This window comes from Serratia sp. CY27727 (genome assembly GCF_052169275.1).
Taxonomy (GTDB): Bacteria; Pseudomonadota; Gammaproteobacteria; order Enterobacterales; family Enterobacteriaceae; genus Serratia; species Serratia sarumanii.
In genome coordinates, this window is record NZ_JBJNLB010000001.1 from 18,993 (window position 1) to 44,931 (window position 25,939).

Here is a 25,939-nt window from a genome sequence, read left to right on the forward strand (position 1 = left end):
GAAAGGTTAAAACAGTGACGGCTGCTCCGGCAGCGGCTCGTCGGGCGCTTTATTGGCGCGCTGCAGGCGCAGGAAGCGTTGACGGCACAGGCGCAGCACCTCGCGCTTTTGCGCGTCGCTCATGTTCATCCAGCCAAAACGCTCCTCGCGGCTGCGCAGGCAGCCACGGCAGAATCCGCGATCGTCGGCCTGGCAAATGCCGCGACACGGGCTGGGAATGTCGAAAAACTCAAGCTGCTGCGCCACGGGGCTCCTCCTGCGTTCTCTTGCTAATTGAAGACGCCATCGCCGCCGCTGGCAAGTCCCTTTTCGCCATTGCGGCGAAAATAGTCGCGCAAATAGCGCAGCGCCTGGCGGCTTTTCTCCGGCACGTTGCGCTCGAGCGTCAGCGCGTGCAGCCGCAGCGGCGCCGGCCGCCACTCAGGCAACAGCAGCAACAGCTCGCCGCGCTGAAGCTCGTCGCCAATTTCATACAGCGGCTGAACGGAAATGCCCAGCCCGGCGCGGGTAAAGGCGCGCATCACGTTCATGCTCTCGCTGACGATCTGCCCTTCCGCCAGCCGCAGCTTAACCTGCTGGCCGGACTGGTGCAGCAAGTCCAGATGGGCCCCGCTGTAGCCGCTGGAGATCCAGCGGTGCTGCACCAAATCCTGCGGCTTTTCCGGCACCCCATGCTGGCTGAGATAACGCGGCGCGGCGCACAGCACCATCGGCCACGCCGTCAGCGGATGCGCGATCATATTGGCGTCCGCCAGTTGACGGTTGGCCCGCAGCGCGATGTCGACCCGCTGCTCTATCATATCGACGATGCGATCGTCAGCCAGCACCCGCAGCGTCAGCTTGGGGTGCGCCTGCAACAGCGGCGCCAGCGCCTCCGCAAGCGATCGGCCGCCGATGCCGACCGGGGTGGCGATGCGCAGCTCGCCCACCAGCGTATCCCGCAATTCCGCCAGCCGCTGCTCCGCCTGCTGCGCCTGTTGCAGCATCGCCTCGCAGCCTGGGTAAAACGCCGCCCCGGCCTCGGTCAGCGCCAGACGGCGGGTGGAGCGATGCAGCAACGGCACCCCAAGCGCCTTCTCCAGCGAGCGCATGTGCTGGCTGACCGCCGACGGCGTCATGCCCAGCCGCCGCGCCGCGCCGGCCAGCGATCCCTCCGCCACCACGGTGGCGAATACCGCCATTCGATTGAGTTTATCCACGATTATGAAGTTTTACTTAATCAAGAAAGCATGAATATGGCACTAATCACGGCTATTGTTAAGGACTAGAGTAAACACCACGCAGCAGGCACATCGGCCTGCGTCACGATACTGAACCTATCCCCGAAGGAGCATGCAGATGAAAGTAGCCATTATTGGAGCAACCGGTTTTGTTGGCCGCCGCGTGGTGGATGAAGCGCTGGCTCGCGGTATTCAGGTGACGGCAATCGCCCGCCAGAAAAAAGATTTGCCGGAGCACGCCAACCTGACCGTCGCGCTGGGCGACGTTGCCGATACCGCCTGGCTGGCGGGGCAATTGCGCGGTCAGGATGCGGCGATCAGTGCCTACAACCCCGGCTGGGGCGAAGACAACCTGTATGAGAAAACCCTCCGCGGCGCCCAACAGATCCTCACCGCGGTCGAACAGGCCGGCGTCAAGCGCCTGCTGGTGGTCGGCGGCGCCGGCAGCCTGGAAGTGGCGCCCGGCGTTGAACTGGTGGATACGCCGCAGTTCCCGGAAAATATCCGCCCCGGCGCGCAGGCGGTGCGCGATCTGCGCAACAAACTGCGCAATGAATCGGCGCTCGACTGGACCTATCTCTCGCCGGCCGCCCTGCTGGAGCCGGGCAAACGCACCGGCCAGTTCCGCCTCGGCACCACGCAACTGTTGATGAACGGCGAAGCGCCGGCCAGCATTTCGGTAGAAGACCTGGCGGTCGCTATCGTTGATGAAATTGAAAAGCCTCAGTTTATTCGCTCGCAATTCACCGCCGCCTACTAAACCGCCCCACCGCCAGGCCACCCGGCCTGGCGTTTTCCGCGCATGCTCCGCCGCCAATATTCTGAGTTTCTAAGGTTTCCTTAAGTTTCATCCGGTAGATTTCAAAGCATTATCTACTTTCAGGATCCCGATTCGGCAATGTGGTTACGTCAATGCTTACGGTGCAACAGCCTCGGTTTTACCCTCGCCACCGCCCTGTTCTTCACTCTGTTTCAAAACGCGTTATTCCTGCATCGCGCCTGGTCGTATATCACCTTCGATAGCGTCCACAGCGTGATTTTCGCTGCCAGCATGCCGGTGGTGATCTTCTGTGCGCTGAATATCATCTTCAGCGTGTTGACCGTGCCCTACCTGCGCAAGCCGCTGATCATCTTTTTCTTGCTCGGCAGCGCCGCAGCCAACTATTTCATGTTCAGCTATGGTGTGGTGATCGACGGCAACATGATGCAAAACGCCTTCGAAACCAACCCTCAGGAGGCGACGGCGCTGCTGACGCCGCGCATGGGATTGTGGCTGGCGCTGCTCGGCATTCTGCCGGCGGTAGCGGTCTGCTTCACCCAGATTCGCCAGACTCGCCCCTGGTGGTACATGGTTGGACTGCGCGCCGCCAACGTCATGCTATCGCTGGCGGTGATCCTGATCGTCGCCGCGCTGTTCTACAAAGACTATGCTTCGCTGATCCGCAACAATAAAAGCGTGGTGAAGATGTTGACCCCTTCCAACTTCGTCGCCGGCACCATCAAGTTTACCGAACAGCGTTACTTCACCCGCAATCTGCCGCTGGTCAAGATCGGCGAGGACGCACGCAAAGGGCCGCTGATCGCCGGGCAGGCCAAGAAAACGCTGGTGATCCTGGTGGTAGGCGAAACCGCTCGCGCCGAAAACTTCTCCCTCGGCGGCTATCAACGCGAAACCAACCCGCGCCTGAAGCAGGACAACGTGGTCTACTTCAAGAACGCCAGTTCCTGCGGCACCGAAACGGCGATCTCCGTGCCCTGCATGTTCTCCAACATGCCGCGCAAGGAGTACGACGCGACTCAGGCAACGCATCAGGAAGGCATGCTCGACGTGCTGGCGCATGCCGGCGTCAGCGTGCTGTGGCGCGATAACGACGGCGGCTGCAAAGGCGCCTGCGACCGGGTGCCGCACATCGACATGACCAAGCTGAAACTGCCGCAGGACTGCGACGGCGAGGTTTGCATGGACAACGCGCTGCTGTATAAACTGAACGACTATATCAATGGCCTGAAAGACGACGGCGTGATCGTGCTGCACCAGATGGGCAGCCACGGCCCGGCTTACTACCGCCGCAGCACGCCAGAATTCCAAACATTTTCGCCGACCTGCAACAGCAATCAGATCCAGGATTGCAGCCATGAACAGCTGGTGAACACCTACGACAACTCCATCCTGTATACCGACGCGATGCTCGATGCCACCATCAAGCTGCTGCGGCAGTATGACGACCAGTTCAATACCGCGCTGGTCTATTTGTCCGATCACGGCGAATCGCTGGGGGAAAACGGCATGTATCTGCACGGCACGCCCTATGTCTTCGCGCCGAGCCAGCAGACGCACGTGCCTTTCCTGATGTGGATGTCGGCCGACTATCAGCGCAATTTCGGCGTCGATCGCCAGTGCCTGAACGCGCTGGCGGAAAAGGACGACGTGTCACAGGACAACCTGTTCCACACCCTGTTGGGCATGCTGAACGTACAGACCCGCGAATATCAATCCCGGCTGGATATCCTGCAGCGTTGCCGCAACGCGGCGTAAGGGCTTAACTTCCGCGTGCCGCTGGGGCACAATAGTTTGCAGACAACCGGCGTTTTGTGCGCCGGTTTTTTTATTCCCATTGACCTAGACCAATCGGTCTATTATGCTCGGCACCATGATGACCAAATCAACGCATTGCAACGTGGACACACGTGAACATCTGCTCGCCACCGGCGAAACCCTCAGCCTGCGCCTGGGCTTTACCGGCATGGGGCTGAGCGAACTGCTGGCCACCGCGGGCGTGCCGAAAGGCTCGTTCTACCACTATTTTCGCTCGAAGGAAGCCTTCGGCGAAGCGATGCTGCAACGCTATTTCGCCCATTATGATGCAGAAATGCAGGCGCTGTTTGCCGACAGGCGCGGCGATGCCCGCCACCAGCTGCTCGGCTATTACGCTCAGGCCATCAGCTACCACTGCCGCAGCGAATGCCACAACGCCTGCCTGGCGGTGAAGCTTTCCGCCGAGGTGAGCGATCTGTCGGAACCGATGCGTCATGCGCTGGAAACGGGCACCGCTCGCGTGATCGGCCACCTGCAGGAGGCCATCGAGCGCGGTATCGCCGAGGGCTCGCTGTCGGTGGCCATGAGCCCCGCGGCGACCGCAGAAACGCTGTATTCACTGTGGCTCGGTGCCTCGCTGCGCGCCAAGATCCGTCACTCGCTGGCGCCGTTAACCAGCGCGCTGGAAAGCATCGAGTTGCTGCTGCGCCCGCCGCAAGCGTAACGGTAACAATTTCTTTTTATTGAAAATGCAGTTCGTGGTTTTTTATCGCTCATTACTAGACGACCGGTCTATTAAATACAGGATGCACTATGAAGACTGAAAAATTGCTCTCTCCGCTGAAGGTTGGCGCCATCACCCTGCCCAACCGCGTGTTTATGGCTCCGCTGACGCGTTTGCGCAGCATCGAGCCGGGCGACATTCCTACGCCGCTGATGGCGGAATATTATGCACAGCGCGCCAGCGCCGGCCTGATCGTGACCGAAGCGACCCAGGTTTCCTTCCAGGCAAAAGGCTACGCCGGTGCGCCGGGGTTGCATACGCCGGAGCAGATCGCCGCATGGAAAAACATCACGCAGGCAGTGCATGATAAAAACGGCCATATCGCCGTACAGCTGTGGCACGTAGGCCGCATCTCCCACGCCAGCCTGCAGCCGGGCGGGCAAGCACCGGTCGCCCCTTCCGCAATCAACGCCGAAACTCGCACCACCGTGCGTGATGAAACCGGCGCCTGGGTGCGCGTACCGACCTCCACGCCGCGTGCGCTCGAAACCAGCGAGATCCCGGGCATCGTCAACGATTTCCGCCAGGCGACCGCCAACGCGCGGGAAGCCGGCTTCGACTTCATCGAACTGCATGCGGCGCACGGCTATTTGCTGCATCAATTCATGTCACCGGCTTCCAACCAACGTACCGATCAATACGGCGGCAGCATCGAGAATCGCACTCGCCTGACGCTGGAAGTGGTCGACGCCACCATCGCCGAATGGGGTTCCGAACACATCGGCATCCGCATCTCGCCGCTGGGGCCGTTCAACGGGCTGGACAACGGTGAAGATCAGGAAGAAGCGGCGCTGTATCTGGTGGAAGAGCTGAATAAGCGCAACATCGCTTACCTGCACATCTCCGAACCGGACTGGGCCGGCGGCAAACCGTATTCCGACGCCTTCCGCGACTCGGTGCGCGCCCACTTTAACGGGGTGATCGTCGGCGCCGGCGCCTACACCGCCGAGAAAGCCGAAGCGTTGATCGAAAAAGGCTTCATCGACGCGGTGGCCTTCGGCCGCAGCTACATCGCCAACCCGGATCTGGTAGAGCGTTTCCGTCAGCACGCTCCGCTGAACGAACCTAAGCCGGAAAGCTTCTACGGCGGCGGCGCCGAAGGCTATACCGACTATCCGTTTCTGGCGAAGTAACCCTTCCTGACCCCAACGGCCACGCAATCGCATGGCCGTTTTTTTGTGCGCCGCGCGCAAAAAGGCCCGCACGAGGCGGGCCGGTGTTCCCTGGTGTTGTTCTCTATTGCCGTTCAATTTTTACACGATTGCCGCTGGAATAGATAATTGATTGTGCAGATCAATTACTCTGTATCGATCGGTACGCTCGATCAATATTTAGACACCGTTGACGGAAAACCAATACGTGACATCGTCACTTACTCGTCACGTTGAATTCCCTTGCGGGACAAGGCTATACTCGCTTGTGCTTCAATCCACCCGCCGTCTGCCACGGCACTGTCAATTCAGAGGAATTATGCGCTTACTCCATACCATGATCCGCGTCGGTGACCTGCAACGCGCCATCGACTTCTACACCAAGGTATTAGGCATGCGCCTGCTGCGCACCAGCGAAAACCCGGAGTACAAGTACTCCCTGGCTTTCGTCGGCTATACGGAAGAGAGCGAAGGCGCGGTTATCGAACTGACCTATAACTGGGGCACCGACAGCTACGATATGGGCACCGCCTTCGGCCACCTGGCGCTGGGCGTGGACGACGTTGCCGTCACCTGCGACAGCATCCGCCGCGCAGGCGGCAAGGTCACCCGCGAAGCCGGCCCGGTGAAAGGCGGCACCACGGTCATTGCCTTCGTCGAGGATCCGGACGGTTACAAAATCGAGCTGATCGAAAACAAACACGCCGGCCAGGGCCTCGGCCACTAAGCCTCCCCTTCAGGGCGCACCGGCGCCCTGCTGATTCTCCGCGCGATAGCGCCTGCAACCGGGCGCAAAATTTGCCATAATGCGCGCTGCATTCGATGAAGATAAGAAACTGATGGCCGAAAAAAGTGATCTTAACGCCCTGAGTGGTCGTTTTCGTGGGTTTTATCCCGTAGTAATAGATGTTGAAACCGCCGGCTTTAACGCCAATACCGATGCGTTGCTGGAGATCGCCGCCGTCACGCTGAAAATGGATGAAGATGGCTGGCTGCAGCGGGACGAGACCCTGCACTTCCACGTGGAGCCTTTCGAGGGCGCCAACCTGCAGCCGGAAGCGCTGGCGTTTAACGGCATCGATCCGCACAACCCGCTGCGCGGCGCGGTCAGCGAATATGACGCGCTGCACGCCATTTTCAAAGCGGTGCGCAAAGGGCTCAAGGATCGCGGTTGCAACCGGGCCATTATCGTGGCGCACAACGCCAACTTCGATCACAGCTTCCTGATGGCCGCGGCCGAACGCGCCGGCCTGAAGCGCAACCCGTTCCATCCGTTCGCTACCTTCGACACCGCCGCGCTGAGCGGCCTGGTGCTGGGCCAAACGGTGTTGGCGAAGGCCTGTATCGCGGCCGGAATGCCGTTCGACAGCAGCCAGGCGCACTCTGCGCTGTACGACACCGAGCAAACCGCCCTGCTGTTTTGCGAGCTGGTTAACCGCTGGAAACGTCTCGGCGGTTGGCCGCTGCCCGCCGGCGATCTCGCCGAATAAGCCCAACGAAAAAGGCGGCCCAGTTTGCACTGGCGCCGCCCGTTACGCGATAACCGCAAGCCCGTCGATTAAGACTGCTGGTCTTCCTGCGCTTTATACTTTTCTGCCGTTTCTTTGATCAGCTGCTGCAGTTCGCCGCGCTGATACATTTCGATAATGATATCGCAACCGCCGACCAGCTCACCGTCTACCCACAGCTGCGGGAACGTCGGCCAGTTGGCGTATTTTGGCAGCTCGGCGCGGATGTCCGGGTTCTGCAGAATGTCCACGTAAGCGAAACGCTCGCCGCAGGCGGACAGCGCTTGCACAGCCTGTGCGGAGAAGCCGCAGCTCGGCAGCTTTGGCGAACCTTTCATGTACAGCAGAATCGGGTTTTCAGCGATCTGGTGCTGAATTTTTTCAAGTGTCGTCGTCATTTATTGCTTCCTCAAGCCACATTTCATGGCTACAACATGCATCACGCGGGCTATTGTAGCGGCTGGAACAGTCGCAAGAAAACGCCATCTTTTGCAAGGATATTCACCCGCCGCCGATCGCGTTTCACCGGCCACGTCATTCCGGTCAAAACATACGTTGAGAATAACATTTTTAATCCGACCATTTCACTAATATATTGCGCGGCGCTGACGGCGCGGATTAATTATATCCATAGCCCCCTGCCGGCGCTTTTTCATACACCAACGGGCTGATTTTGAACCAAAAAAAATGTCATTAACGTTTTCTCACAATATGGATTATTATTTATGAGTTCTTCGCTGTTTTATATGGCGAAATTCGGGAATACTGTAACTCTTTCGATATCCGTTTCGGGGCCAAGGTTGGTGACGTCGACATGCGTTTAATTCTTACGCTCTTTGCGCTGCTTTTTACGCAGCTCTTCTTCAATTTGGCGCACGCTGCGCCACAGGCGCGTGTTGCCGCCGAGCAGCGTAAAAGCCATGCTAATGAAGCGCGGCCCGATGACCGCAGAAAAAAGAAAGCGGACAAAACCACTAAAAAAGCCAAAGTGACGGCCCCCGCGAAAAAAACCAAGACCGCCAAGGCGAAAAGCGAGAAAAGCGCGAAAAAGATCGCCAGCGCCAAACCCAAGGCCAAAGCGCAGAAAACCGCCAAGATTAAAGTCACCCCGCCGAAAAAGGGCTACAAAAAAGGCTACGGCCGCCACCGCGAAGCCGGTATGGCCACCGCCAAGCTGGCGCGTGATGAAAAACCGTTGAAACTCAGCCCGGCGCACAAAAAACGCTATCAGCATGCCAAGCAGACCGCGATGGCCAAGCTGATGGGCCAGATGGGCAAACCTTACCGCTGGGGCGGCAGCTCGCCGCGCACCGGTTTCGACTGCAGCGGCCTTATCTATTACGCCTATAAAGACGTGGTAAAAATCAAGATGCCGCGCACCGCCAACGAGATGTATCACCTGCGCGACGCGGCGCCGATCAAGAAAAGCGAACTGGAAAGTGGCGATCTGGTGTTCTTCCGCATCAACAACCGCGGCGTGGCGGATCATGTCGGCGTTTATCTCGGCAACGGCAAATTCATCCAGTCGCCGCGCACCGGCGAAGAGATCCGCATCAGCCAGCTCGACAACGACTATTGGCAGAACCACTACATCGGCGCGCGCCGCGTAGTAACGCCGAAAACCATTCGTTAATTCCCTGCTCTGCGCGGTTGCGGCCCCGGTCGCAACCGTCTGCTCAAGCTATCGCCCCTCACACCGCCTCACGCGTATTTCTCGCTTTTCTTCCTGTTTTTTATGATGAAAATTGTTAAGATTAAAAGACCACAATAAAAAACGGCCCATTCGGCTCCCGCTCCGGCGGAAAAAGAGTGGCGCTGTAAAGGAGGAAGCAATGTCGTTTGAATTACCTGCATTACCGTATGAGAAAAACGCGCTCGAGCCGCACATCTCCGCCGAGACCCTGGAATACCACTACGGCAAACACCACAACACCTACGTGGTTAACCTGAACAACCTGGTGAAAGGCAGCGAGTTCGAGGGCAAATCGCTCGAAGAGATCATCAAGACCTCAAACGGCGGCGTCTTCAACAACGCCGCGCAGGTGTGGAACCACACCTTCTACTGGCACTGCCTGTCGCCACAGGGCGGCGGTGAACCGCAGGGCGAACTGGCGGCGGCGATCGTCAAATCCTTCGGCTCTTTCGCTGCGTTCAAAGAGCAGTTTACCGATGCCGCAGTGAAAAACTTCGGCGCCGGTTGGACCTGGCTGGTGAAAAAACCGGACGGCGCGCTGGCGATCGTCAACACCTCCAACGCGGCCACCCCGCTGACCGGTGAAGACAAACCGCTGCTGACCGTTGACGTGTGGGAACACGCGTATTACATCGATTACCGCAATGCGCGACCAAAATACCTGGAAAACTTCTGGGCGTTGGTCAACTGGACCTTCGCAGCGAAAAACCTGGCGTAAGCGCAGGTTCTGAGGTGATGAGGCGCAGCCAGGCTGCGCCTTTTTTATAACCGGGGGTAAATCAGTTCAACGCGGCAACGAAGCTGAAAGCGATAATGACCGCCAAGGCGCAGACGGTGGTGAACAGCGACATCTTCAATTCGGTATCCATGACAACTCCTTTAAAATGGGCTTTCCTAAGGATAAAAGGCGTACAATTAGTACGTCAAATCATTTTCCCACAGTTCGCCGATAAAATCTTGTTATCATTTCCCGGTTTATAATCTCGATTACCTCTTCCACTTTTGTTCAATATGCGACAAAATTCGCAGTTCACAACTGCGTACCGGCATCCATGCCCCTCCTGATTAAGCGCTGAAGACTTCAACACACTAAAAACTCAGTTTTCGCTTCTCTGGAGAAGGATCTACGTAGGCAAACGATTAACATCACACTTACATGCTGTAAACATGTGAGTTCAGGAGTCATTCCTTACATGGCAACGATTAAAGATGTGGCCAAACGCGCGGGCGTTTCCACCACCACCGTTTCGCACGTCATCAATAAGACTCGTTTCGTCGCCGAAGAGACCAAAGCGGCCGTGTGGGCCGCCATCAAAGAGCTGCACTACTCGCCGAGCGCCGTGGCGCGCAGCCTGAAAGTCAATCACACCAAGTCGATCGGCCTGCTGGCCACCTCGAGCGAAGCGCCCTACTTTGCCGAAGTGATCGAGGCGGTGGAAAACAGCTGCTACAGCAAAGGCTACACCCTGATCCTGTGCAACTCGCACAATAATCTGGACAAGCAGCGCGCCTACCTGGCGATGCTGGCGCAAAAGCGCGTCGACGGCCTGCTGGTCATGTGCTCAGAATACCCGGATCAGCTGCTGGGCATGCTGGAAGATTACCGCAACATCCCGATGGTGGTAATGGACTGGGGCGCCGCGCGCGGCGACTTCACCGACACCATCATCGATAACGCGTTCGAAGGCGGCTATCTGGCCGGCCGTTACCTGATAGAGCGCGGCCACCGCGATATCGGCGCCATTCCGGGCCAGCTGTCGCGCAACACCGGCGGCGGCCGTCATCAGGGCTTTATGAAGGCGCTGCAGGAAGCGCATATCGACATTCGCGAAGAGTGGATCGTCCAGGGTGACTTCGAACCGGAGTCCGGCTACAAGGCGATGCACCAAATCCTGTCGCAAAAACAGCGGCCTACCGCGGTATTCTGCGGCGGCGATATCATGGCGATGGGCGCCATCTGCGCGGCCGACGAGCTGGGGCTGCGGGTGCCGCAGGATATTTCCGTGATCGGCTATGACAACGTGCGCAACGCCCGCTACTTCACCCCGGCGCTGACCACCATTCACCAGCCGAAAGAGCGTCTGGGCGAAATGGCCTTCACCATGCTGCTGGATCGCATTATCAGCAAACGCGAAGAGTCGCAGGTGATCGAAGTGCATCCGAAGCTGATCGAACGCCGCTCGGTCGCCGACGGCCCATTCATCGACTACCGCCGCTAATCCCCCGCGCCGGAAGCCTGCGCGGCTTCCGGTTCCACCTCGCTCAGCCACTCCTGATTCAGCGTCTCCCCATCGCCCAGATACGCCAGCAGCCAGCTCATCGCCGGTGACGGTTTATCCTGCTGCCAGGTCAGGCAGCAAGGGCTGGCGGGAAACGGCTGCTGCAGCTGCAACGCCGTCAGCTCACCGCGCTGCACCCGCGGCAGCGCCCGATGCGCCGGCATCATGCCGACGCACAGCCCGGCGCACAGACAGTCGAGCGCCGAAGTCCAATCCGGCACCACCAGCCGCCGCTGGTTATCCAGCGTCCAGGTGACGCGCTTGGGCAGATTGCGCGAGGTGTCCTCCAGGCAAAGCGAAGGGTACGGCCGCAGCTGATCGTCATTCAGCGGCCCCGTCAACTGCGCGAGAGGATGTTGCGGGCTCACCACGCACAGCCAGTTCATATAACCCATGTCGCGGAAGGCGAAGCCGCCGCCGACCGGCACCGCTCGCGTGGCGCCGATCGCCATGTCCGCCCTGCCGTCCACCAAGGCATCCCACACGCCGTTGAACACCTCGGGTTGCAGCATCAATTCGACGTCGGGGAAATGACGGTAGAAATCCAGCACCAGTTGGCGGCTGCGCTGCGGTTTGACGATGATGTCGACCGCAATATTCAGCTGGCCGCGCCACCCGTTGGCCACCTGCTGACAGTGGCGGCGGGTGTCGAGCATTTTTTTGATAACAACTCGCGCATCTTTGATAAACAGCGCACCGGCGGGCGTCAACTCCACATCGCGATGACGCCGCTCAAACAGCGGCACCGCCAGCCATTGCTCCAGCTGCCGTACGGTATAGCTGACCGCCGACGGCACCCGGTGCAGCTCCTGCGCCGCCGCGCTGAAACTGCCGGTGCGCGCCACCGCATCGACCACTTCAAGAGAATATTCAGACCACATCGCCTTGCCTTCAATTTTTTTAACAGCACTTTGCAAATATTACCGTTTCACAAGCAGAGATCCAGCCGGATACACTGGCCGGCGCTAAAAACCTGCGACATTAAAATATTAACGAGAAATACCATGCGAAATTCCTTTGGCTTTATGTTCTACCTCGCCGGCCTGAGCATGCTGGGTTATCTGGCGACCGATATGTACCTGCCCGCCTTCGGCGCCATGCGGGAAGAACTGCAAATTTCCGCCGGCGCGGTGAGCGCCAGCCTGAGCATCTTCCTGGCCGGCTTCGCCTTCGCGCAGCTGCTGTGGGGGCCGCTCTCCGACCGTCTGGGCCGCAAACCGGTATTATTGATCGGGCTGACGCTGTTCGCCCTCGGCTGCCTGGGCATGCTGTGGGTGGAAAACGCCGTGCAGCTCTGGATCCTGCGCTTTATTCAGGCCGTCGGCGTCTGCGCCGCCGCCGCCATCTGGCAAGCGCTGGTGGTTGACCGTTACCGCGAAGGCCAGGCCAACCGCGTGTTCGCCACCATTATGCCGCTGGTAGCGCTGTCGCCGGCGCTGGCACCGCTGCTCGGCGCCTGGTTGCTGAACCACGCCAGCTGGCGCGCGATCTTCGCCGCACTGTTGGCCATCACCGCGCTGCTGCTGCTGCCGACGCTGCTGCTCAAAGAGCGCGCCAAAACGCAGCCCAGCCCCGATGCGCCAAAAAACGGCGTCAGCTTTTGGCAACTGTTGAGATCCCCGGTGTTCAGCGGCAACGTCGCCATGTACGCCGCCTGCTCGGCCGGCTTCTTCGCTTGGCTGACCGGCTCGCCGTTCATCCTCGGTGATATGGGCTACAGCCCGAGCGATATCGGCCTGAGCTATGTGCCGCAAACGCTGGCCTTCCTGCTGGGTGGCTACGGCTGCCGCGCCGCACTCAAGCGCATCAATGGCAAAACCCTGCTGCCGTGGCTGCTGGTAGCTTATGGTGTCAGCATGGTGGCGCTGTATCTGGTGGCCACCCTGACCGATCCGACGCTCACTACGCTGCTGATCCCATTCTGCGTGATGGCGCTGGTCAACGGCGCCGGCTACCCGATCATGGTGGCGAATGCGCTGATGCCGTTCCCGGAAAGCAGCGGCAAGGCCGCCGCGCTGCAAAATACGCTGCAGCTGGGGCTGTGCTTTGTGGCGAGCATGCTGGTGTCGGCGTTTATTGCCCAGCCGCTGTTGGCGACGGTGACGGTGATGGTGTCTACGGTAATCCTGGCCGCGCTGGGGTATTTCCTGCAGCGGGGAAAAGCGGCCGATGCGCAGCAAAAGCCGCAGCGGGAACATGCTAACTCAGCGTCATAATTGCCAAGTTTAATAATCACTTAAAGAATATGCGTGCCGAGTGCGATTTACAGTTGAGTCAACGCCTCGGCACGCCTATACTCAAAAACAACCTTGTAAAGTAACACCTTATAATCTCTATATCTCAATTAGCGCTTGTGTACGCGCTTTGCGTCACACTCTTTTTTTAAGGATGCGTTTATCCCGCGCCGTTCGCGCCGGGTCGCTTCTTTAAATTTCCTCTGTTCATAGTCGGATATCAGACGCCGCGGGCCTATTTTCCGCCGGTAAACGTATGCACCCGCAGAAATTGTCTAAGCTGTTTCCTAACGGGTCATCAGTCAGAAGAAGGTGATGGAGAAGCTATGAGTTCATCGTGTATAGAAGATCTGAGCATCCAGGACAATCAGTGGTACCGTATCGCGCACGAAATGCTCGGCCTGGCCGGCATTGAAATCAACGGTTCGCGCCCCTTCGATATTCAGGTTAAAAACCCCGATTTCTTTAAACGCGTCTTGCAGCAAGGTTCGCTGGGCCTGGGCGAAAGCTATATGGACGGCTGGTGGGAATGCGAGCGGCTGGATATGTTCTTCCAGCGCGTGGTCAGCGCCGGGCTGGAGAAGAAACTCCCCCACCACCTGAAAGATACCCTGCGTATCGCCGCCGCGCGCCTGACCAATCTGCAATCGAAAAAGCGCGCCTGGATCGTCGGCAAAGAACATTACGATCTCGGCAACGATCTGTTTACCCTGATGCTCGATCCTTACATGCAATATTCCTGCGGCTACTGGAAAGACGCCACCACGCTGGAGGAGGCACAGGAAGCCAAGCTGCGGATGATCTGCGAGAAACTGCAGCTGCAACCGGGCATGCGCTTACTGGACATCGGCTGCGGCTGGGGCGGCCTCTCCGCCTATGCGGCGAAAAATTACGGCGTATCGGTGGTCGGCGTGACCATCTCCGCAGAACAGCAGAAGCTGGCTCAGGCGCGCTGCGCCGGGCTGGATGTGCAGATCCTGCTGCAGGATTACCGCGATCTGCATCAGCAGTTCGATCGCATCGTGTCCGTCGGCATGTTCGAGCACGTCGGGCCGAAAAACTACCGCACCTATTTCAATGTGGTAGAACGCAATCTGGCGCCGCACGGTCTGTTCCTGCTGCACACCATCGGCTCCAACAAAACCGACATGAACGTCGATCCGTGGATCAACAAGTACATTTTCCCGAACGGCTGCCTGCCTTCAGTGAGCCATATCGCCGAAGCCAGCGAGGGCCATTTCGTGATGGAAGACTGGCACAACATCGGCGCCGACTACGACCGCACGCTGATGGCCTGGTTCGAGCGCTTCAAACAGGCGTGGCCGCAGCTTGCACCGCGCTATTCCGAACGCTTCGAGCGGATGTTCAGCTATTACCTGAACGCCTGCGCCGGCGCGTTCCGGGCGCGCGATTTGCAGCTGTGGCAGGTGGTGTTCAGCCCCAAAGGCGTTGAAGGCGGCATCCGCGTCGCCCGCTAAGCGTTTGCCCGACAAAAAAGGCCCCGGCAGCAATATCGCCGGGGCCTTTTTTTGCTCGTTCGACGCGTACGGCTTAGCCGCAGTAGACGCGGATGATTTTATCGTCGCTGTCGCCAAGGAAGTTCAGGCGGCGCAGGTTGAAATCCATGGTGACGGCAGAGTTGTACGGAATGGCGCGCACCTTGGCGTCGATCCGCACGCCTTCCAGCGAGGTCATCGGTTTGCCGACGAAGTTTTGATACTGCGAAGCGCCGCAGGTATCATCCGCATCGGCCATTTGCGCGCCCTGCTCAGGCGAACTGCTGCAGGCGCTCAGCGCCAGCAACGCGGTTAACAACAACGTTTTCCCATAAAACTTCACGCGTTTCTCCTCTCTGCTTATGATTCGATTCCGGCGGCAACGCCCGAATCGCTGTCAGTCTTTATGCGCCGGCGCCATCGCCGCCGCCAGCGCCGCTTCCCGATTGGCCAGCACGCGCTCGACGGTGTCCACCACCGCCTGCGTTTGCGGATCGATCTCGATGTTCACCTTGTCACCCAGGCGTTTCTTACCCAGCGTGGTGCGATCCAGCGTTTCCGGGATCAGGTGCACGCAGAAACGGTTATTCACCACTTCGCCGATGGTCAGGCTAATGCCGTCGATGCCGATGAAGCCTTTGTGCAGCACATATTTCATCAATTCGGCATTCGGCATGCGCAGCCATACCTGCCGGTTATTTTCCGAGGTATAAATCTTGGCCACTTCCGCCGTGCAGATAATATGGCCGGACATCAAATGGCCGCCAATTTCGTCATTGAACTTCGCCGCGCGCTCGATATTGACGATGTCGCCCAGCGCCAGATCGCCGAGGTTGGTCAGGCGCAGCGTTTCCTTAATCAAATCGAAGCTGACGCGGTTGCCTTCCACCGCGGTGACGGTCAGGCAGCAGCCGTTATGGGCCACCGACGCGCCCAGCTCCAGCCCCGGCAGCAGCTCGGCAGGCATTTCGATCACGTGGGTGCGGAAATTGGGTTTCTCATCAATGGCGACCAGCGGCGCGGTGCCTTGTACGATACCGGTGAACATATGTGCCTCTTCTTGCTAAATAGGTTAAAACGCTATCGGCAGTTTGCCCCAGTTGGCGCTGAAAACCAAATCCGCGTAGGCAAAAAACGAATGGCTGCGCATTTAATAACTATTTATCTGCGGCGTTTGCTTAACGACGCCGAGCAGGTACAATCTTTTTGACAAAATTCCGCTATTTTAATTGTTGTCCTCTCGCGGCAGCCCTCCCTCCCACATATATAAATAGAAAAGGTGTATGCGTGCAGAAGTACTTAATTGAAGCGCGTAGTTTATTGGCTCTCGCTATCCCGGTCATCATCGCGCAAATATCGCAAACCGCCATGGGCGTGGTGGATACCATCATGGCCGGCGCTTACAGCGCCACCGACATGGCGGCGGTTGCGGTCGGCACTTCAATCTGGCTGCCGGCCATCCTGTTCGGCCACGGCCTGCTGCTGGCGCTGACCCCGGTTATCGCCCAGCTCAACGGCGCCGGGCGTCGCGATCGCATCGCTCACCAGGTGCGCCAGGGCTTTTGGCTGGCTTCCGGCGTGTCCGTGCTGCTGATCGTCGTGCTGTATAACTGCAAGTTCGTCATCGACATGATGCACAACATCGATCCGCAGCTGGCGGATAAAGCCGTCGGTTATCTGCACGCCATCATGTGGGGGGCGCCGGGTTACCTGTTCTTCCAGGTGATGCGCAACCAGTGCGAGGGGCTGTCCAAAACCAAGCCCGGCATGGTGATCGGCTTCCTCGGCCTGCTGGTGAATATCCCGATCAACTACATCTTCATCTACGGCAAATTCGGCATGCCGGAGCTAGGCGGCGTCGGCTGCGGCGTCGCCACCGGCAGCGTCTACTGGATCATGTTCCTGATGATGCGCGGGTACGTGAAGCGCGCGCCGTCGCAGCGCGACATCAAACGCCAAACCGGCGATCTCGGCGGCCCGGACTGGGCGGCGCTGAAACGCCTGATCGGCATCGGCATGCCGGTGGCGCTGGCGCTGTTCTTCGAAGTCACGCTGTTCGCCGTGGTGGCGCTGCTGGTGTCGCCACTGGGGATCGTCGCGGTCGCCGGCCACCAGATCGCGCTTAACTTCAGCGCGCTGATGTTCGTACTGCCGCTGTCGCTGGGCGTCGGCGCCACCATCCGCGTCGGTTATCGTCTGGGGGAAGGCTCGGTCGAAGGCGCGCGCGTTGCCGCCTACTCCGCCATCGGCGTCGGCATCACCATGGCCGTCTGCACCGCGCTGTTTACCGCCGCCTTCCGCGAACCGATCGCCCTGCTATACAACGACAGCCCGGCGGTGGTGGCGATGGCCTCGCAGCTGATGCTGCTGGCGGCGCTGTACCAGATCTCGGATTCTGTCCAGGTGATCGGCAGCGGCGTGCTGCGTGGTTATAAAGATACCCGCGCGATCTTCTTCATCACCTTCATTGCTTATTGGGTGTTGGGCCTGCCGAGCGGCTATCTGCTGGCGTTAACCGACGCGGTGGTGCCGGCGATGGGGCCGAGCGGTTTCTGGATCGGCTTTATCATCGGCCTGACCTTCGCCGCCATCATGATGGCGCTGCGCATGCGCTGGCTGCAGAAACAGCCGACCACCGTCATCCTGCAGCGATCCACGCGCTGAATCCGCTCCCGGCCGGTTTCATCCCCGGCCGGGCTGCGGTTTGCAGAAAAAAACGCCGGACTGCGCACAACCTCAGCAATCGCGTGAAATACCAAATAAAATTGCGCTTTTCCCCTTGCCAGCACGCGGGTAGCTCGTTAATATTCGTCCCCGCTGTCAGCCATGACAGACAGGAAAAGATGCGTCCGTAGCTCAGTTGGTTAGAGCACCACCTTGACATGGTGGGGGTCGGTGGTTCGAGTCCACTCGGACGCACCAAATTCCTGAAGCAGTACAGTGCGTCCGTAGCTCAGTTGGTTAGAGCACCACCTTGACATGGTGGGGGTCGGTGGTTCGAGTCCACTCGGACGCACCAAATTTCAGAAGCAGCGCAGTGCGTCCGTAGCTCAGTTGGTTAGAGCACCACCTTGACATGGTGGGGGTCGGTGGTTCGAGTCCACTCGGACGCACCATATTGCTGATTCACCTCCCGCTGTCGCGTTATACTTCCCGTTATTTCGTCTCTGCCCGACCGCCTGCTCGTTATGTCGATCGCGCCGTGCTACCGTCATCAGGAACGCCACATGACCACTTTTACCGCCAAAACCGCCTTTTTACCGCTCGACAATGGCCTTGCCCGCCGTGAAGGCGTGATGAGCGACGGTTCGCCGGCGGCGGAAGTGCGTTTCGAGGCCGGCGCCTTCGGCCAGTTGCAAAAGCCCCCGCACGCGCTGCAAACCCGAGTGATATCCGGTGAATTCGAGTTCACTCTCGGCGGCGATACGCGAGTGGTGCGAGCCGGCGAGAGCCTGATATTGCCGGCCAACGTCGCCAGCGGCTGCTTCTGCCTGAGCGCCGGCGTGCTGCTGGAAATCCCCCTACCGCGGTAAGCCATATTTACAGAAAGGTTATTTGCGCAACAAGCGGCCCACAACGCGTTGCATTTGCGCCACATTTGGCCCCGTTTTGCTATATCCGCCGCACCGCCGCGGTTTTTTATTTTGTTTCCCGCCGCTTAGCCTTTATAATGCGCAACGTCTATCAGTTGAATGGTTTCAGCCCTTGATCTGCGAAAACGCAATAACAACACGATGTGATCTTACCCCGTTGCGCAGCATCCCCGCGCCCCCGCGCGGGCTGAATTTTTCCGCCCCACTTCAACTGTCGTCACCTATCCTTAACTATGTTTTTCACCACCAGGCACGGCCCAAATTCCCTACCGGCGTAAACCGCGCCGGTCAAATTCGTTTTTTTATCCATCACAACTTGTAGAAAACTCCGCCATGAAAAAGACCAAAATTGTTTGTACCATCGGTCCAAAAACCGAATCGGAAGAAATGCTGACCAACCTGCTCAATGCGGGCATGAACGTGATGCGTCTCAACTTCTCTCACGGCGACTATGAAGAGCACGGCAACCGCATCAAGAACATGCGCGCCGTGATGGCGAAAACCGGCATCAACGCCGGCATCCTGCTGGATACCAAAGGCCCGGAAATTCGCACCATGAAACTGGAAGGCGGCAAAGACGCCTCGCTGGTCGCCGGCCAAACCTTCACTTTCACCACCGACCAGAGCGTGATCGGCAACAGCGAACGCGTGGCGGTCACCTACGCCGGCTTCGCCGCCGACCTGAAGATCGGCAATACCGTGCTGGTTGACGACGGCCTGATCGGCATGGAAGTCACCAACGTGACCGAGAACGAAGTCGTTTGTAAAGTGCTGAACAACGGCGACCTGGGCGAGAACAAGGGCGTCAACCTGCCGGGCGTATCCATCCAACTGCCTGCGCTGGCCGAAAAAGACAAACGCGACCTGATCTTCGGCTGCGAGCAAGGCGTCGACTTCGTGGCGGCGTCCTTCATCCGTAAACGCTCCGACGTGCTGGAGATCCGCGAACACCTGAAAGCCCACGGCGGCGAGCAAATCCAGATCATCTCCAAGATCGAAAACCAGGAAGGCCTGAACAACTTCGACGAGATCCTCGAAGCGTCCGACGGCATCATGGTTGCCCGTGGCGACTTGGGCGTGGAGATCCCGGTCGAAGAAGTGATCTTCGCCCAGAAGATGATGATCGAGAAATGCAACCGCGCGCGTAAAGTGGTGATCACCGCCACCCAGATGCTCGATTCCATGATCAAGAACCCGCGCCCTACCCGCGCGGAAGCCGGCGACGTTGCCAACGCCATCCTGGACGGCACCGATGCCGTCATGCTGTCCGGCGAGAGCGCCAAGGGCAAATACCCGCTGGAAGCGGTCAACATCATGGCGACCATCTGCGAGCGTACCGATCGCGTGATGCCAAGCCGCATCGACGCCCTGAACGATCGCCGCAAGCTGCGCATCACCGAAGCGGTGTGCCGCGGTGCGGTTGAAACCGCCGAGAAACTGGACGCGCCGCTGATCGTGGTCGCCACCAGCGGCGGCAAGTCAGCGAAATCCGTGCGTAAATACTTCCCGAACGCGGTGATCCTGGCGCTGACCACCAATGAAACCACCGCGCACCAGCTGGTGCTGAGCAAGGGTGTCATCCCGCAGATGGTCAAGGAAATCGCCTCTACCGACGACTTCTACCGCATCGGTAAAGAAGCCGCCCTGGCCAGCGGCCTGGCACAGAAAGGCGACGTCGTGGTGATGGTTTCCGGCGCGCTGGTGCCGAGCGGCACCACCAACACTGCCTCGGTACACGTGCTGTAATATAAAACGTGACATAATTGCCTTGATCAAAACGCCGCTTTGCGGCGTTTTTTTTATCGGCAGTAAACTATTTTTCTCAAAACGCAACCGCGATCCGCTCATTATTTAGCTAATAAAGAATCGGAGTAGTCCCATGGAAGCCGGCTGTTTTCCCTCGTTTTTTTAACTAATTTGTAAAACCAGATGCAAGTTTGAGCGAACGATCAAAATAAAGCACCTCAACACTAAAAAATTATTCTCTTTCGAAAAAAGTTTGTGTAATACTTGTAACGCTACATGGAGATTAACTCAATCTAGAGGGTGTTATAATGAATCGTACTAAACTGGTACTGGGCGCGGTAATCCTGGGTTCCACTCTGCTGGCTGGCTGCTCTAGCAACGCTAAAATCGATCAACTGTCTTCTGACGTTCAGACTCTGAACGCTAAAGTTGATCAGCTGAGCAACGACGTGAACGCAATGCGTTCTGACGTTCAAGCTGCTAAAGACGACGCAGCACGCGCTAACCAGCGTCTGGACAACCAAGCTCACGCTTACAAAAAGTAAGATAGCTTTGGTTATTGAAAACGGCGCACATTGTGCGCCGTTTTTTTTGCCTGTCCCTTGGACTGGTTTTTCCTGCACCGCAGGCAAAAAAAGAGGCTCAGCACGCTGAACCCCTCTTCGACCACACAATCCTGCAAACTTAGTTCACGGAACTGATTGGCGCTGCCTTGAATGGGCTCTTATTCGCCTCAGGCGTCGCTGCAGGCGTCAAACTCACCGCCGACGGGCTCTCCCCTACGTTGACCAGCACCGGCATGCCAGAACGGCGTACAACCGCGCTATCGAACATGGCGCGATCGGTCTGAGCATCCGCAGCGAAGGCTTTCTCCGCTTTAGACAACGCAATCGGCATGGTCTGCGGATCGTCGCTTTCTACCCGCGACAGCGGCTGATGCACTTCCACATAGCGTTTGCCGTCCGGCTCAACCGAAATCTTCACCGGATCGTTGATCACCTGCACCCGCGTACCGCGCGGCACCTGATTGAACAGCGCTTCGATATCCGTCGGACGCAGACGAATGCAGCCGGAGCTGACGCGCATGCCGATACCGAAGTTGGCGTTGGTGCCGTGGATCAGGTATTCACCGCGCCCCATCGCCAGACGCAGGGCGAACAACCCCATCGGATTCTCAGGGCCGGCCGGCACCACCGCTGGCAGCGTCACGCCCTGGGACTGATAGCGTTTACGGATATTGGCGGTTGGCGTCCAGGTCGGGTTAGGGATCTTCTGGCTGACGGAGGTCACCTCCAGCGGCGTGTGCATCCCGGTCTGGCCGATACCGATCGGATAGACGATCACTTTGTTCTCGCCTTTCGGGTAGTAGTAAAGACGCAGCTCGGCCAGGTTGACGATGATCCCTTCACGCTTGGTGTCAGGCAGCAGCATTTGGGTCGGAATGGTCAGCACCGTACCCGGCTTGGGCAGGAACGGGTCAGTGCCGGGGTTGGCTTCCAGCATGCCCAGCAGGCCGATCTTGTAGTCGGCGGCGATCGCCTCCAGCGGACGGCCGTCGTTTGGCACGGTATAAGTGGTATTTTCACCGATCAGACGGCTGTCCGGCGGCGGCAGCGGGTACTCGGTCGCACTGGCGGCCTGCGTGCCGGCCAATACGGTGGCGAAGACCATGCCCATTAAACTCAACGCACGTTTCATTATCATCCCTATATTTTTTTATGACGGTTCGCCCCCAAGGCTAACGAGCGCCTGGCGGTGGGTAAATCAGACAATACCTGATTAATACTAGCAACGCTGGTATCAAAGGCAATAAGTCCTCTAAAAATCAACACGTTATAACGTAATCGCCGCCGCTGATTGTCAACGAAACGTCAATAGGTAAGCTGCTGAAATATCACTGAATTGGGAGCATTGCCGGGAGGAAAACTGCGGATTGTAAAGACTCATTGACAAAGCGAAGGTATCAATGAGCCTTGAGGATGCGGGCGTTATGGGTCAGGCCAGCTGCGCCGCTTTGCTGCGAATGGCGCGGATCATCGCCTCCAACCCCTGTGAACGCGAAGGCGTCAGATGTTGGCTGAGCGCCAGCTCGCCGAAAAACGGCCGCACATCGAGATCGACGATCTGCTGTGGCGTCAATTGACGATAAAGAATAAACACCACCGCCAGCAGCCCTTTGACGATCGCCGCGTCGCTGTCGCCGTGAAACTCGACCTGCCCCTGCTCATCACGGCGCATCACGATCCATACCTGGCTCTGACAGCCGGAAATCAGGTTGCCGGCCTGCCGCTCGGCCTCGTCCAGCGGCGGCAATTTGGCGCCGAGTTCAATCACGTACAGGTATTTCTCCTCCCAGTTCAAACAGCGGGAGAAATTACGCACCAATTTATCTTTGTCCGGCAAATTCGCCATGGGGATCCTTTCGTACCGCCGGGGACGCGCCCCGGCCTAGCCTAATAGCTGATGAATGCGTTGCAGCCCGGCCACCAGCCGGTCCACCTCTTCGCGGGTATTATATAACGCCAGCGAAGCGCGGCACATGCTCGGCACCTGATAAAACGCCATCAGCGGCATCGCGCAGTGATGGCCGGTGCGAATGGCGATGCCGTACTGGTCGAGGAAGCTGCCGACGTCATAGGCATGGTGCTCCCCCAGGTTGAAGGCGATCACCCCGGCGCGATGGGCCGGACCATAGATTTTCAGCGTCGGCACCTGCCTGAGCGCCTCCAGCGCGTAGTGCATCAGCGACTGTTCATAATCGTGGATCGCATTCAGGCCCAGGGCTTCAACGTAATCGAACGCCGCCCCCAGCCCCATGATGCCGGCGGTGTTCGGCGAACCGGCCTCGAAGCGCCACGGCGGATCGGCGAAGGTGGTGCCCGCCGTCAGGCTGACCTGGCGGATCATCGAGCCGCCCCCTTCCCACGGCGGCATCTGCTGCAACAACGCCTGGCGGCCGTACAGCATGCCGATACCGGAAGGGCCGTACAGCTTATGGCCGGAAAATACGTAAAAATCGCAGTCCAGCGCCTGAACATCGACGCGCTGGTGCATCACCGCCTGCGCGCCGTCCACCAGCACCGTCAGCTCCGGCGCCAGGGCTCTGGCGCGGGCGATGATGTCGCGCACCGGGTTGACGGTGCCCAGCACGTTGGAGACCTCGGTCAGCGCCAGCAGTTTGCAGGACGAGTCGACCAGCTCCGGCAGCAACGCCAGATCCAGCGTACCGTCGGGCTGCAGCGGCCACACCCGCAGCTGCAGCCCGCGCTCCTGCGCCAGCATCTGCCACGGCACGATGTTGGCGTGGTGCTCCATCTCGGTGATGAGAATCGCATCGCCCGGCTGCAGCAGGTGGCGGCCAAAGCTGTTGGCCACCAAATTGATGCCTTCGGTGGTGCCCTTGACGAACACCATCTCTTCCGCTGAAGCGGCGTTGATAAAGCGTGCCGCCTGTTCCCGCACCGCTTCCATCTGCTGGGTCGCCTCGGCGCTCAGGGTGTGAATGCCGCGATGCACCGCCGCATAACCGTGGCGGTAGAACTCCAGCTCGCGGTCGATCACCGCCTGCGGTTTCTGCGCGCTGGCGGCGCTGTCGAGATAGGCCAACGGTTGGCCGTTCACCTCACGCGCCAGCAGCGGGAAATCGCCGCGCACGCGTTCAATCGGATAACTCATTCAGCCTCCCCCGGCAGGCGCTGGGCGATACGCGCCAGCACCCGTTCCCGGATGGTGTCATTGGCGATGCCTTCGGTGAGCTCGGCGGCGAAGGCGAAAATGATCATCTGCTGCGCCGCGTGTTTGTCGATGCCGCGCGACTGCAGATAGAACAGTTGCTCTTCATCGATGCGCCCCACGGTGGCACCGTGGCTGCATTTGACGTCGTCGGCGTAGATCTCCAGCTGCGGCTTGGTATCCACCTCCGCCACCTTGCCCAACAGCAGGTTATGGTTAGTCATCTGGCCGTCGGTTTTGATCGCGTGCTTGGCCACTTTGATCATGCCGTTGAACACCGCCTTGCCGCGATCGCTGACCACGGTTTTATGCAGCTGGCGGCTTTCGCAATAGCCCTTGTTGTGCTCCAGATAGGTGCGGGTATCGCAGATCTCTTTGCCCACCGGCAGCACCAGGCTGTTGATCACCAGATTTGCGCCTTCGCCGCTCAGCTGCGCGCTGGTGTTGTGGCGCGTCAGGCCGGCGCCCAGCAGGAAACTGTCGCTTTTCACCCGCGCGTCGCGGCCGATAACCAGATCGTTGTGGGCAAAGTGGTAACTCGGCTGGCTCTCAAACGCCAGCTTGCAGTGCAACAGCCCGGCGTTGTCCGCCACGTTGGCGGTCAGGCGCGCGCCGGTGAAGTGCGCGGCTTCGCCCAGGCTGACGTAGTGTTCAATCACTTCCGCCTCGGCCCCGCGCCCGATCTCCAGATGGTGACGATGATGCACGGTGTTCACTTCCCCGGTGGCGCCGCGTCCGCTGCTGATGTGCAGCAGGTACAGCGGGCGGGCCGGGGCCTTGCCGGCCGGCAAGCGAATCAGGCTGGTTTCCTGCGCCAGGCTTTCAGTCAGGTGCAGGAAAATTTCCGGCTGGATCGGCTCCGGCAGCGCCTGCGGCGTGCCGTAGGCAGTCAATTCGAACTGGTATTCGCCCAAATCGCCATCGCTGAGCGCGGCGCTGTAGCGGCCGTCGATAAACACCAGCCGACAGGCATCGATGCCAAGCGTCAGCGCCTCAAGCTGCTCAGCGCTCACCGGCGCGGGCTGCGGTTCGAGGAACTGCTGCTCCAGCAGGCTCTCCAGTGGCGTGTATTTCCAGTTTTCATGCTTGCGCGTTGGCCAGCCGAGGCGCAGCGCCTGCTGCCAGTGCGCCAGCGCATGCGGCGAACGCTCGCCGCCGCGGCCTTCGAACAGGCGATACAGTTGCTGCAGCGCGTTTGAATTACTGTTGGTCGGTAAGCCAGCCATAGCCCTGCTCCTCCAACTGTTTCACCAGCGAGAAATCGCCGGATTTGACGATGCGCCCCTGGGACAGCACGTGTACGTAATCCGGCTGGATGTAGTCCAGAATGCGCTGATAGTGGGTGACGATGATAAACGCGCGCTTGCCGTCCCGCAGCGAGTTGACGCCGTTGGCGACGATCTTGAGCGCGTCGATGTCCAGGCCGGAGTCGGTTTCATCGAGAATGCACAGATCCGGCTCCAGCGCCGCCATCTGCAGAATGTCGTTGCGCTTTTTCTCGCCGCCGGAGAAGCCGACGTTGACCGAACGGGTCAGCAGATCGGCCGGCATATCCAGCAGCGCGATTTTCTCTTCGATGAAATCGGCGAAGTCAAAGCGATCCAGCGGCTCCTGCTCGCGGTATTTGCGCACCGCGTTGACCGACGTCTGCAGGAAGAAGTGGTTGCTGACACCGGGGATCTCCACCGGGTACTGGAAGGCCAGGAACACGCCTTCGCCGGCGCGATCTTCCGGATCCAGCTCCAGCAGATCCTTGCCTTTGAAAGTGACTTCCCCTTCGGTCACTTCATACTCTTCACGCCCGGCCAGCGTGGCGGACAGCGTGCTCTTGCCCGAGCCGTTCGGCCCCATGATGGCGTGCACTTCGCCCGGTTTGATCTCCAGATCCAATCCCTTGAGGATCTCGTTGCCTTCCACGCTGACTTTCAAATTCTTGATGCTTAACATGCTGTGTCCTCAGATAGCGC

27 protein-coding genes and 3 tRNA genes are annotated in these 25,939 nt (G+C 59.0%); 18 read left to right on the forward strand and 12 right to left on the reverse strand.

Annotated elements, in window-relative coordinates:
• Positions 1–6: 6 nt before the first annotated feature.
• Positions 7–246 (reverse strand): DUF1289 domain-containing protein, encoded by a 240-nt coding sequence (locus tag ACJ8HB_RS00110; RefSeq protein ID WP_015377731.1) that lies wholly within the window; start codon positions 244–246, stop codon positions 7–9.
• A 23-nt stretch (positions 247–269) separates the two neighbouring features.
• Entirely contained in the window at positions 270–1,199 is a 930-nt protein-coding gene (locus tag ACJ8HB_RS00115; RefSeq protein ID WP_187325707.1) for a LysR substrate-binding domain-containing protein, read from the reverse strand.
• Between the two features lie 139 nt (positions 1,200–1,338).
• On the opposite strand from ACJ8HB_RS00115, the gene ACJ8HB_RS00120 reads away from it, so the two are divergent.
• From ACJ8HB_RS00120 to rnt, 6 genes are all read left to right on the forward strand, one after another.
• Positions 1,339–1,980: an NAD(P)-dependent oxidoreductase gene (locus ACJ8HB_RS00120; RefSeq protein ID WP_047567745.1), complete on the forward strand. Its 642-nt coding sequence runs from the start codon at positions 1,339–1,341 to the stop codon at positions 1,978–1,980.
• Positions 1,981–2,118: 138 nt separating this feature from the next.
• A complete protein-coding gene (gene eptA, locus ACJ8HB_RS00125) occupies positions 2,119–3,756 on the forward strand; it encodes a phosphoethanolamine transferase EptA (RefSeq protein ID WP_047567747.1) in 1,638 nt (545 codons plus the stop codon).
• Positions 3,757–3,859: 103 nt separating this feature from the next.
• Positions 3,860–4,480, forward strand: a complete 621-nt coding sequence (locus ACJ8HB_RS00130; RefSeq protein ID WP_033654775.1) for a TetR/AcrR family transcriptional regulator — start codon at positions 3,860–3,862, stop codon at positions 4,478–4,480.
• Positions 4,481–4,569: 89 nt separating this feature from the next.
• The gene (locus ACJ8HB_RS00135) at positions 4,570–5,673 is read left to right on the forward strand and encodes an alkene reductase (protein WP_047567750.1); all 1,104 of its coding nucleotides are present in this window, start codon (positions 4,570–4,572) and stop codon (positions 5,671–5,673) included.
• Between the two features lie 337 nt (positions 5,674–6,010).
• Entirely contained in the window at positions 6,011–6,418 is a 408-nt protein-coding gene (gene gloA, locus ACJ8HB_RS00140) for a lactoylglutathione lyase (protein WP_047567752.1), read from the forward strand.
• A gap of 79 nt (positions 6,419–6,497) precedes the next feature.
• The gene (gene rnt, locus ACJ8HB_RS00145) at positions 6,498–7,181 is read left to right on the forward strand and encodes a ribonuclease T (protein ID WP_016927925.1); all 684 of its coding nucleotides are present in this window, start codon (positions 6,498–6,500) and stop codon (positions 7,179–7,181) included.
• Between the two features lie 68 nt (positions 7,182–7,249).
• On the opposite strand, the gene ACJ8HB_RS00150 is transcribed toward rnt, so the two are convergent.
• Complete coding sequence (locus ACJ8HB_RS00150) at positions 7,250–7,597, reverse strand: Grx4 family monothiol glutaredoxin (RefSeq protein WP_004931329.1); 348 nt, start codon at positions 7,595–7,597, stop codon at positions 7,250–7,252.
• A 416-nt stretch (positions 7,598–8,013) separates the two neighbouring features.
• Between ACJ8HB_RS00150 and ACJ8HB_RS00155 the strand changes: the two genes are divergently transcribed.
• Both ACJ8HB_RS00155 and sodB read left to right on the forward strand, forming a co-directional pair.
• Entirely contained in the window at positions 8,014–8,832 is an 819-nt protein-coding gene (locus ACJ8HB_RS00155; RefSeq protein ID WP_094859804.1) for a C40 family peptidase, read from the forward strand.
• Between the two features lie 199 nt (positions 8,833–9,031).
• Entirely contained in the window at positions 9,032–9,610 is a 579-nt protein-coding gene (gene sodB, locus ACJ8HB_RS00160; RefSeq protein ID WP_094859803.1) for a superoxide dismutase [Fe], read from the forward strand.
• A 61-nt stretch (positions 9,611–9,671) separates the two neighbouring features.
• Here sodB and cydH read toward each other — a convergent pair whose 3' ends face one another.
• Positions 9,672–9,761, reverse strand: a complete 90-nt coding sequence (gene cydH, locus ACJ8HB_RS00165; protein WP_019455989.1) for a cytochrome bd-I oxidase subunit CydH — start codon at positions 9,759–9,761, stop codon at positions 9,672–9,674.
• 324 nt (positions 9,762–10,085) lie between these two features.
• On the opposite strand from cydH, the gene purR reads away from it, so the two are divergent.
• Entirely contained in the window at positions 10,086–11,111 is a 1,026-nt protein-coding gene (purR, locus tag ACJ8HB_RS00170) for an HTH-type transcriptional repressor PurR (RefSeq protein ID WP_033638375.1), read from the forward strand.
• Here the strand turns inward: purR and punR are convergent.
• Positions 11,108–12,052, reverse strand: a complete 945-nt coding sequence (punR, locus tag ACJ8HB_RS00175) for a DNA-binding transcriptional activator PunR (RefSeq protein ID WP_047567756.1) — start codon at positions 12,050–12,052, stop codon at positions 11,108–11,110. The two genes, purR and punR, sit on opposite strands and share 4 nt — an antisense overlap.
• A gap of 123 nt (positions 12,053–12,175) precedes the next feature.
• Between punR and punC the strand changes: the two genes are divergently transcribed.
• Both punC and cfa read left to right on the forward strand, forming a co-directional pair.
• A complete protein-coding gene (gene punC, locus ACJ8HB_RS00180; protein ID WP_047567759.1) occupies positions 12,176–13,387 on the forward strand; it encodes a purine nucleoside transporter PunC in 1,212 nt (403 codons plus the stop codon).
• Between the two features lie 344 nt (positions 13,388–13,731).
• On the forward strand, positions 13,732–14,883 hold the full coding sequence (gene cfa, locus ACJ8HB_RS00185; RefSeq protein ID WP_033638372.1) for a cyclopropane fatty acyl phospholipid synthase: 1,152 nt from the start codon (positions 13,732–13,734) through the stop codon (positions 14,881–14,883).
• 73 nt (positions 14,884–14,956) lie between these two features.
• Here cfa and ACJ8HB_RS00190 read toward each other — a convergent pair whose 3' ends face one another.
• Positions 14,957–15,244 carry an I78 family peptidase inhibitor gene (locus ACJ8HB_RS00190; protein ID WP_170943477.1) on the reverse strand — a complete coding sequence of 96 codons (288 nt, stop codon included), beginning with the start codon at positions 15,242–15,244 and terminating at the stop codon, positions 14,957–14,959.
• A gap of 54 nt (positions 15,245–15,298) precedes the next feature.
• A complete protein-coding gene (locus tag ACJ8HB_RS00195) occupies positions 15,299–15,949 on the reverse strand; it encodes a riboflavin synthase (protein ID WP_033638371.1) in 651 nt (216 codons plus the stop codon).
• 239 nt (positions 15,950–16,188) lie between these two features.
• On the opposite strand from ACJ8HB_RS00195, the gene ACJ8HB_RS00200 reads away from it, so the two are divergent.
• From ACJ8HB_RS00200 to ACJ8HB_RS00230, 7 genes are all read left to right on the forward strand, one after another.
• Positions 16,189–17,565 (forward strand): MATE family efflux transporter, encoded by a 1,377-nt coding sequence (locus ACJ8HB_RS00200; protein WP_033638369.1) that lies wholly within the window; start codon positions 16,189–16,191, stop codon positions 17,563–17,565.
• A gap of 181 nt (positions 17,566–17,746) precedes the next feature.
• Positions 17,747–17,823 (forward strand) — tRNA-Val (locus ACJ8HB_RS00205).
• A gap of 20 nt (positions 17,824–17,843) precedes the next feature.
• Positions 17,844–17,920 (forward strand) — tRNA-Val (locus ACJ8HB_RS00210).
• A gap of 20 nt (positions 17,921–17,940) precedes the next feature.
• Positions 17,941–18,017 (forward strand) — tRNA-Val (locus ACJ8HB_RS00215).
• A gap of 111 nt (positions 18,018–18,128) precedes the next feature.
• Entirely contained in the window at positions 18,129–18,434 is a 306-nt protein-coding gene (locus ACJ8HB_RS00220; RefSeq protein ID WP_033646294.1) for a cupin, read from the forward strand.
• Positions 18,435–18,827: 393 nt separating this feature from the next.
• On the forward strand, positions 18,828–20,240 hold the full coding sequence (gene pykF, locus ACJ8HB_RS00225; RefSeq protein WP_033638367.1) for a pyruvate kinase PykF: 1,413 nt from the start codon (positions 18,828–18,830) through the stop codon (positions 20,238–20,240).
• A 308-nt stretch (positions 20,241–20,548) separates the two neighbouring features.
• Entirely contained in the window at positions 20,549–20,785 is a 237-nt protein-coding gene (locus ACJ8HB_RS00230) for a major outer membrane lipoprotein (RefSeq protein ID WP_004931354.1), read from the forward strand.
• Positions 20,786–20,924: 139 nt separating this feature from the next.
• Here ACJ8HB_RS00230 and ACJ8HB_RS00235 read toward each other — a convergent pair whose 3' ends face one another.
• The 5 genes from ACJ8HB_RS00235 to sufC form a co-directional block, all read right to left on the reverse strand.
• Positions 20,925–21,938, reverse strand: a complete 1,014-nt coding sequence (locus ACJ8HB_RS00235; RefSeq protein WP_047567766.1) for a L,D-transpeptidase family protein — start codon at positions 21,936–21,938, stop codon at positions 20,925–20,927.
• 297 nt (positions 21,939–22,235) lie between these two features.
• On the reverse strand, positions 22,236–22,652 hold the full coding sequence (gene sufE / locus ACJ8HB_RS00240) for a cysteine desulfuration protein SufE (protein WP_033638363.1): 417 nt from the start codon (positions 22,650–22,652) through the stop codon (positions 22,236–22,238).
• A 36-nt stretch (positions 22,653–22,688) separates the two neighbouring features.
• Entirely contained in the window at positions 22,689–23,915 is a 1,227-nt protein-coding gene (sufS, locus tag ACJ8HB_RS00245) for a cysteine desulfurase SufS (protein WP_047567769.1), read from the reverse strand.
• Entirely contained in the window at positions 23,912–25,198 is a 1,287-nt protein-coding gene (gene sufD, locus ACJ8HB_RS00250) for a Fe-S cluster assembly protein SufD (RefSeq protein WP_047567771.1), read from the reverse strand. The genes sufS and sufD overlap by 4 nt, the downstream gene beginning before the upstream one ends.
• A complete protein-coding gene (sufC, locus tag ACJ8HB_RS00255) occupies positions 25,173–25,919 on the reverse strand; it encodes a Fe-S cluster assembly ATPase SufC (RefSeq protein ID WP_016927936.1) in 747 nt (248 codons plus the stop codon). Before sufC ends, sufD begins: the two co-directional genes overlap by 26 nt.
• Positions 25,920–25,939: the final 20 nt, after the last annotated feature.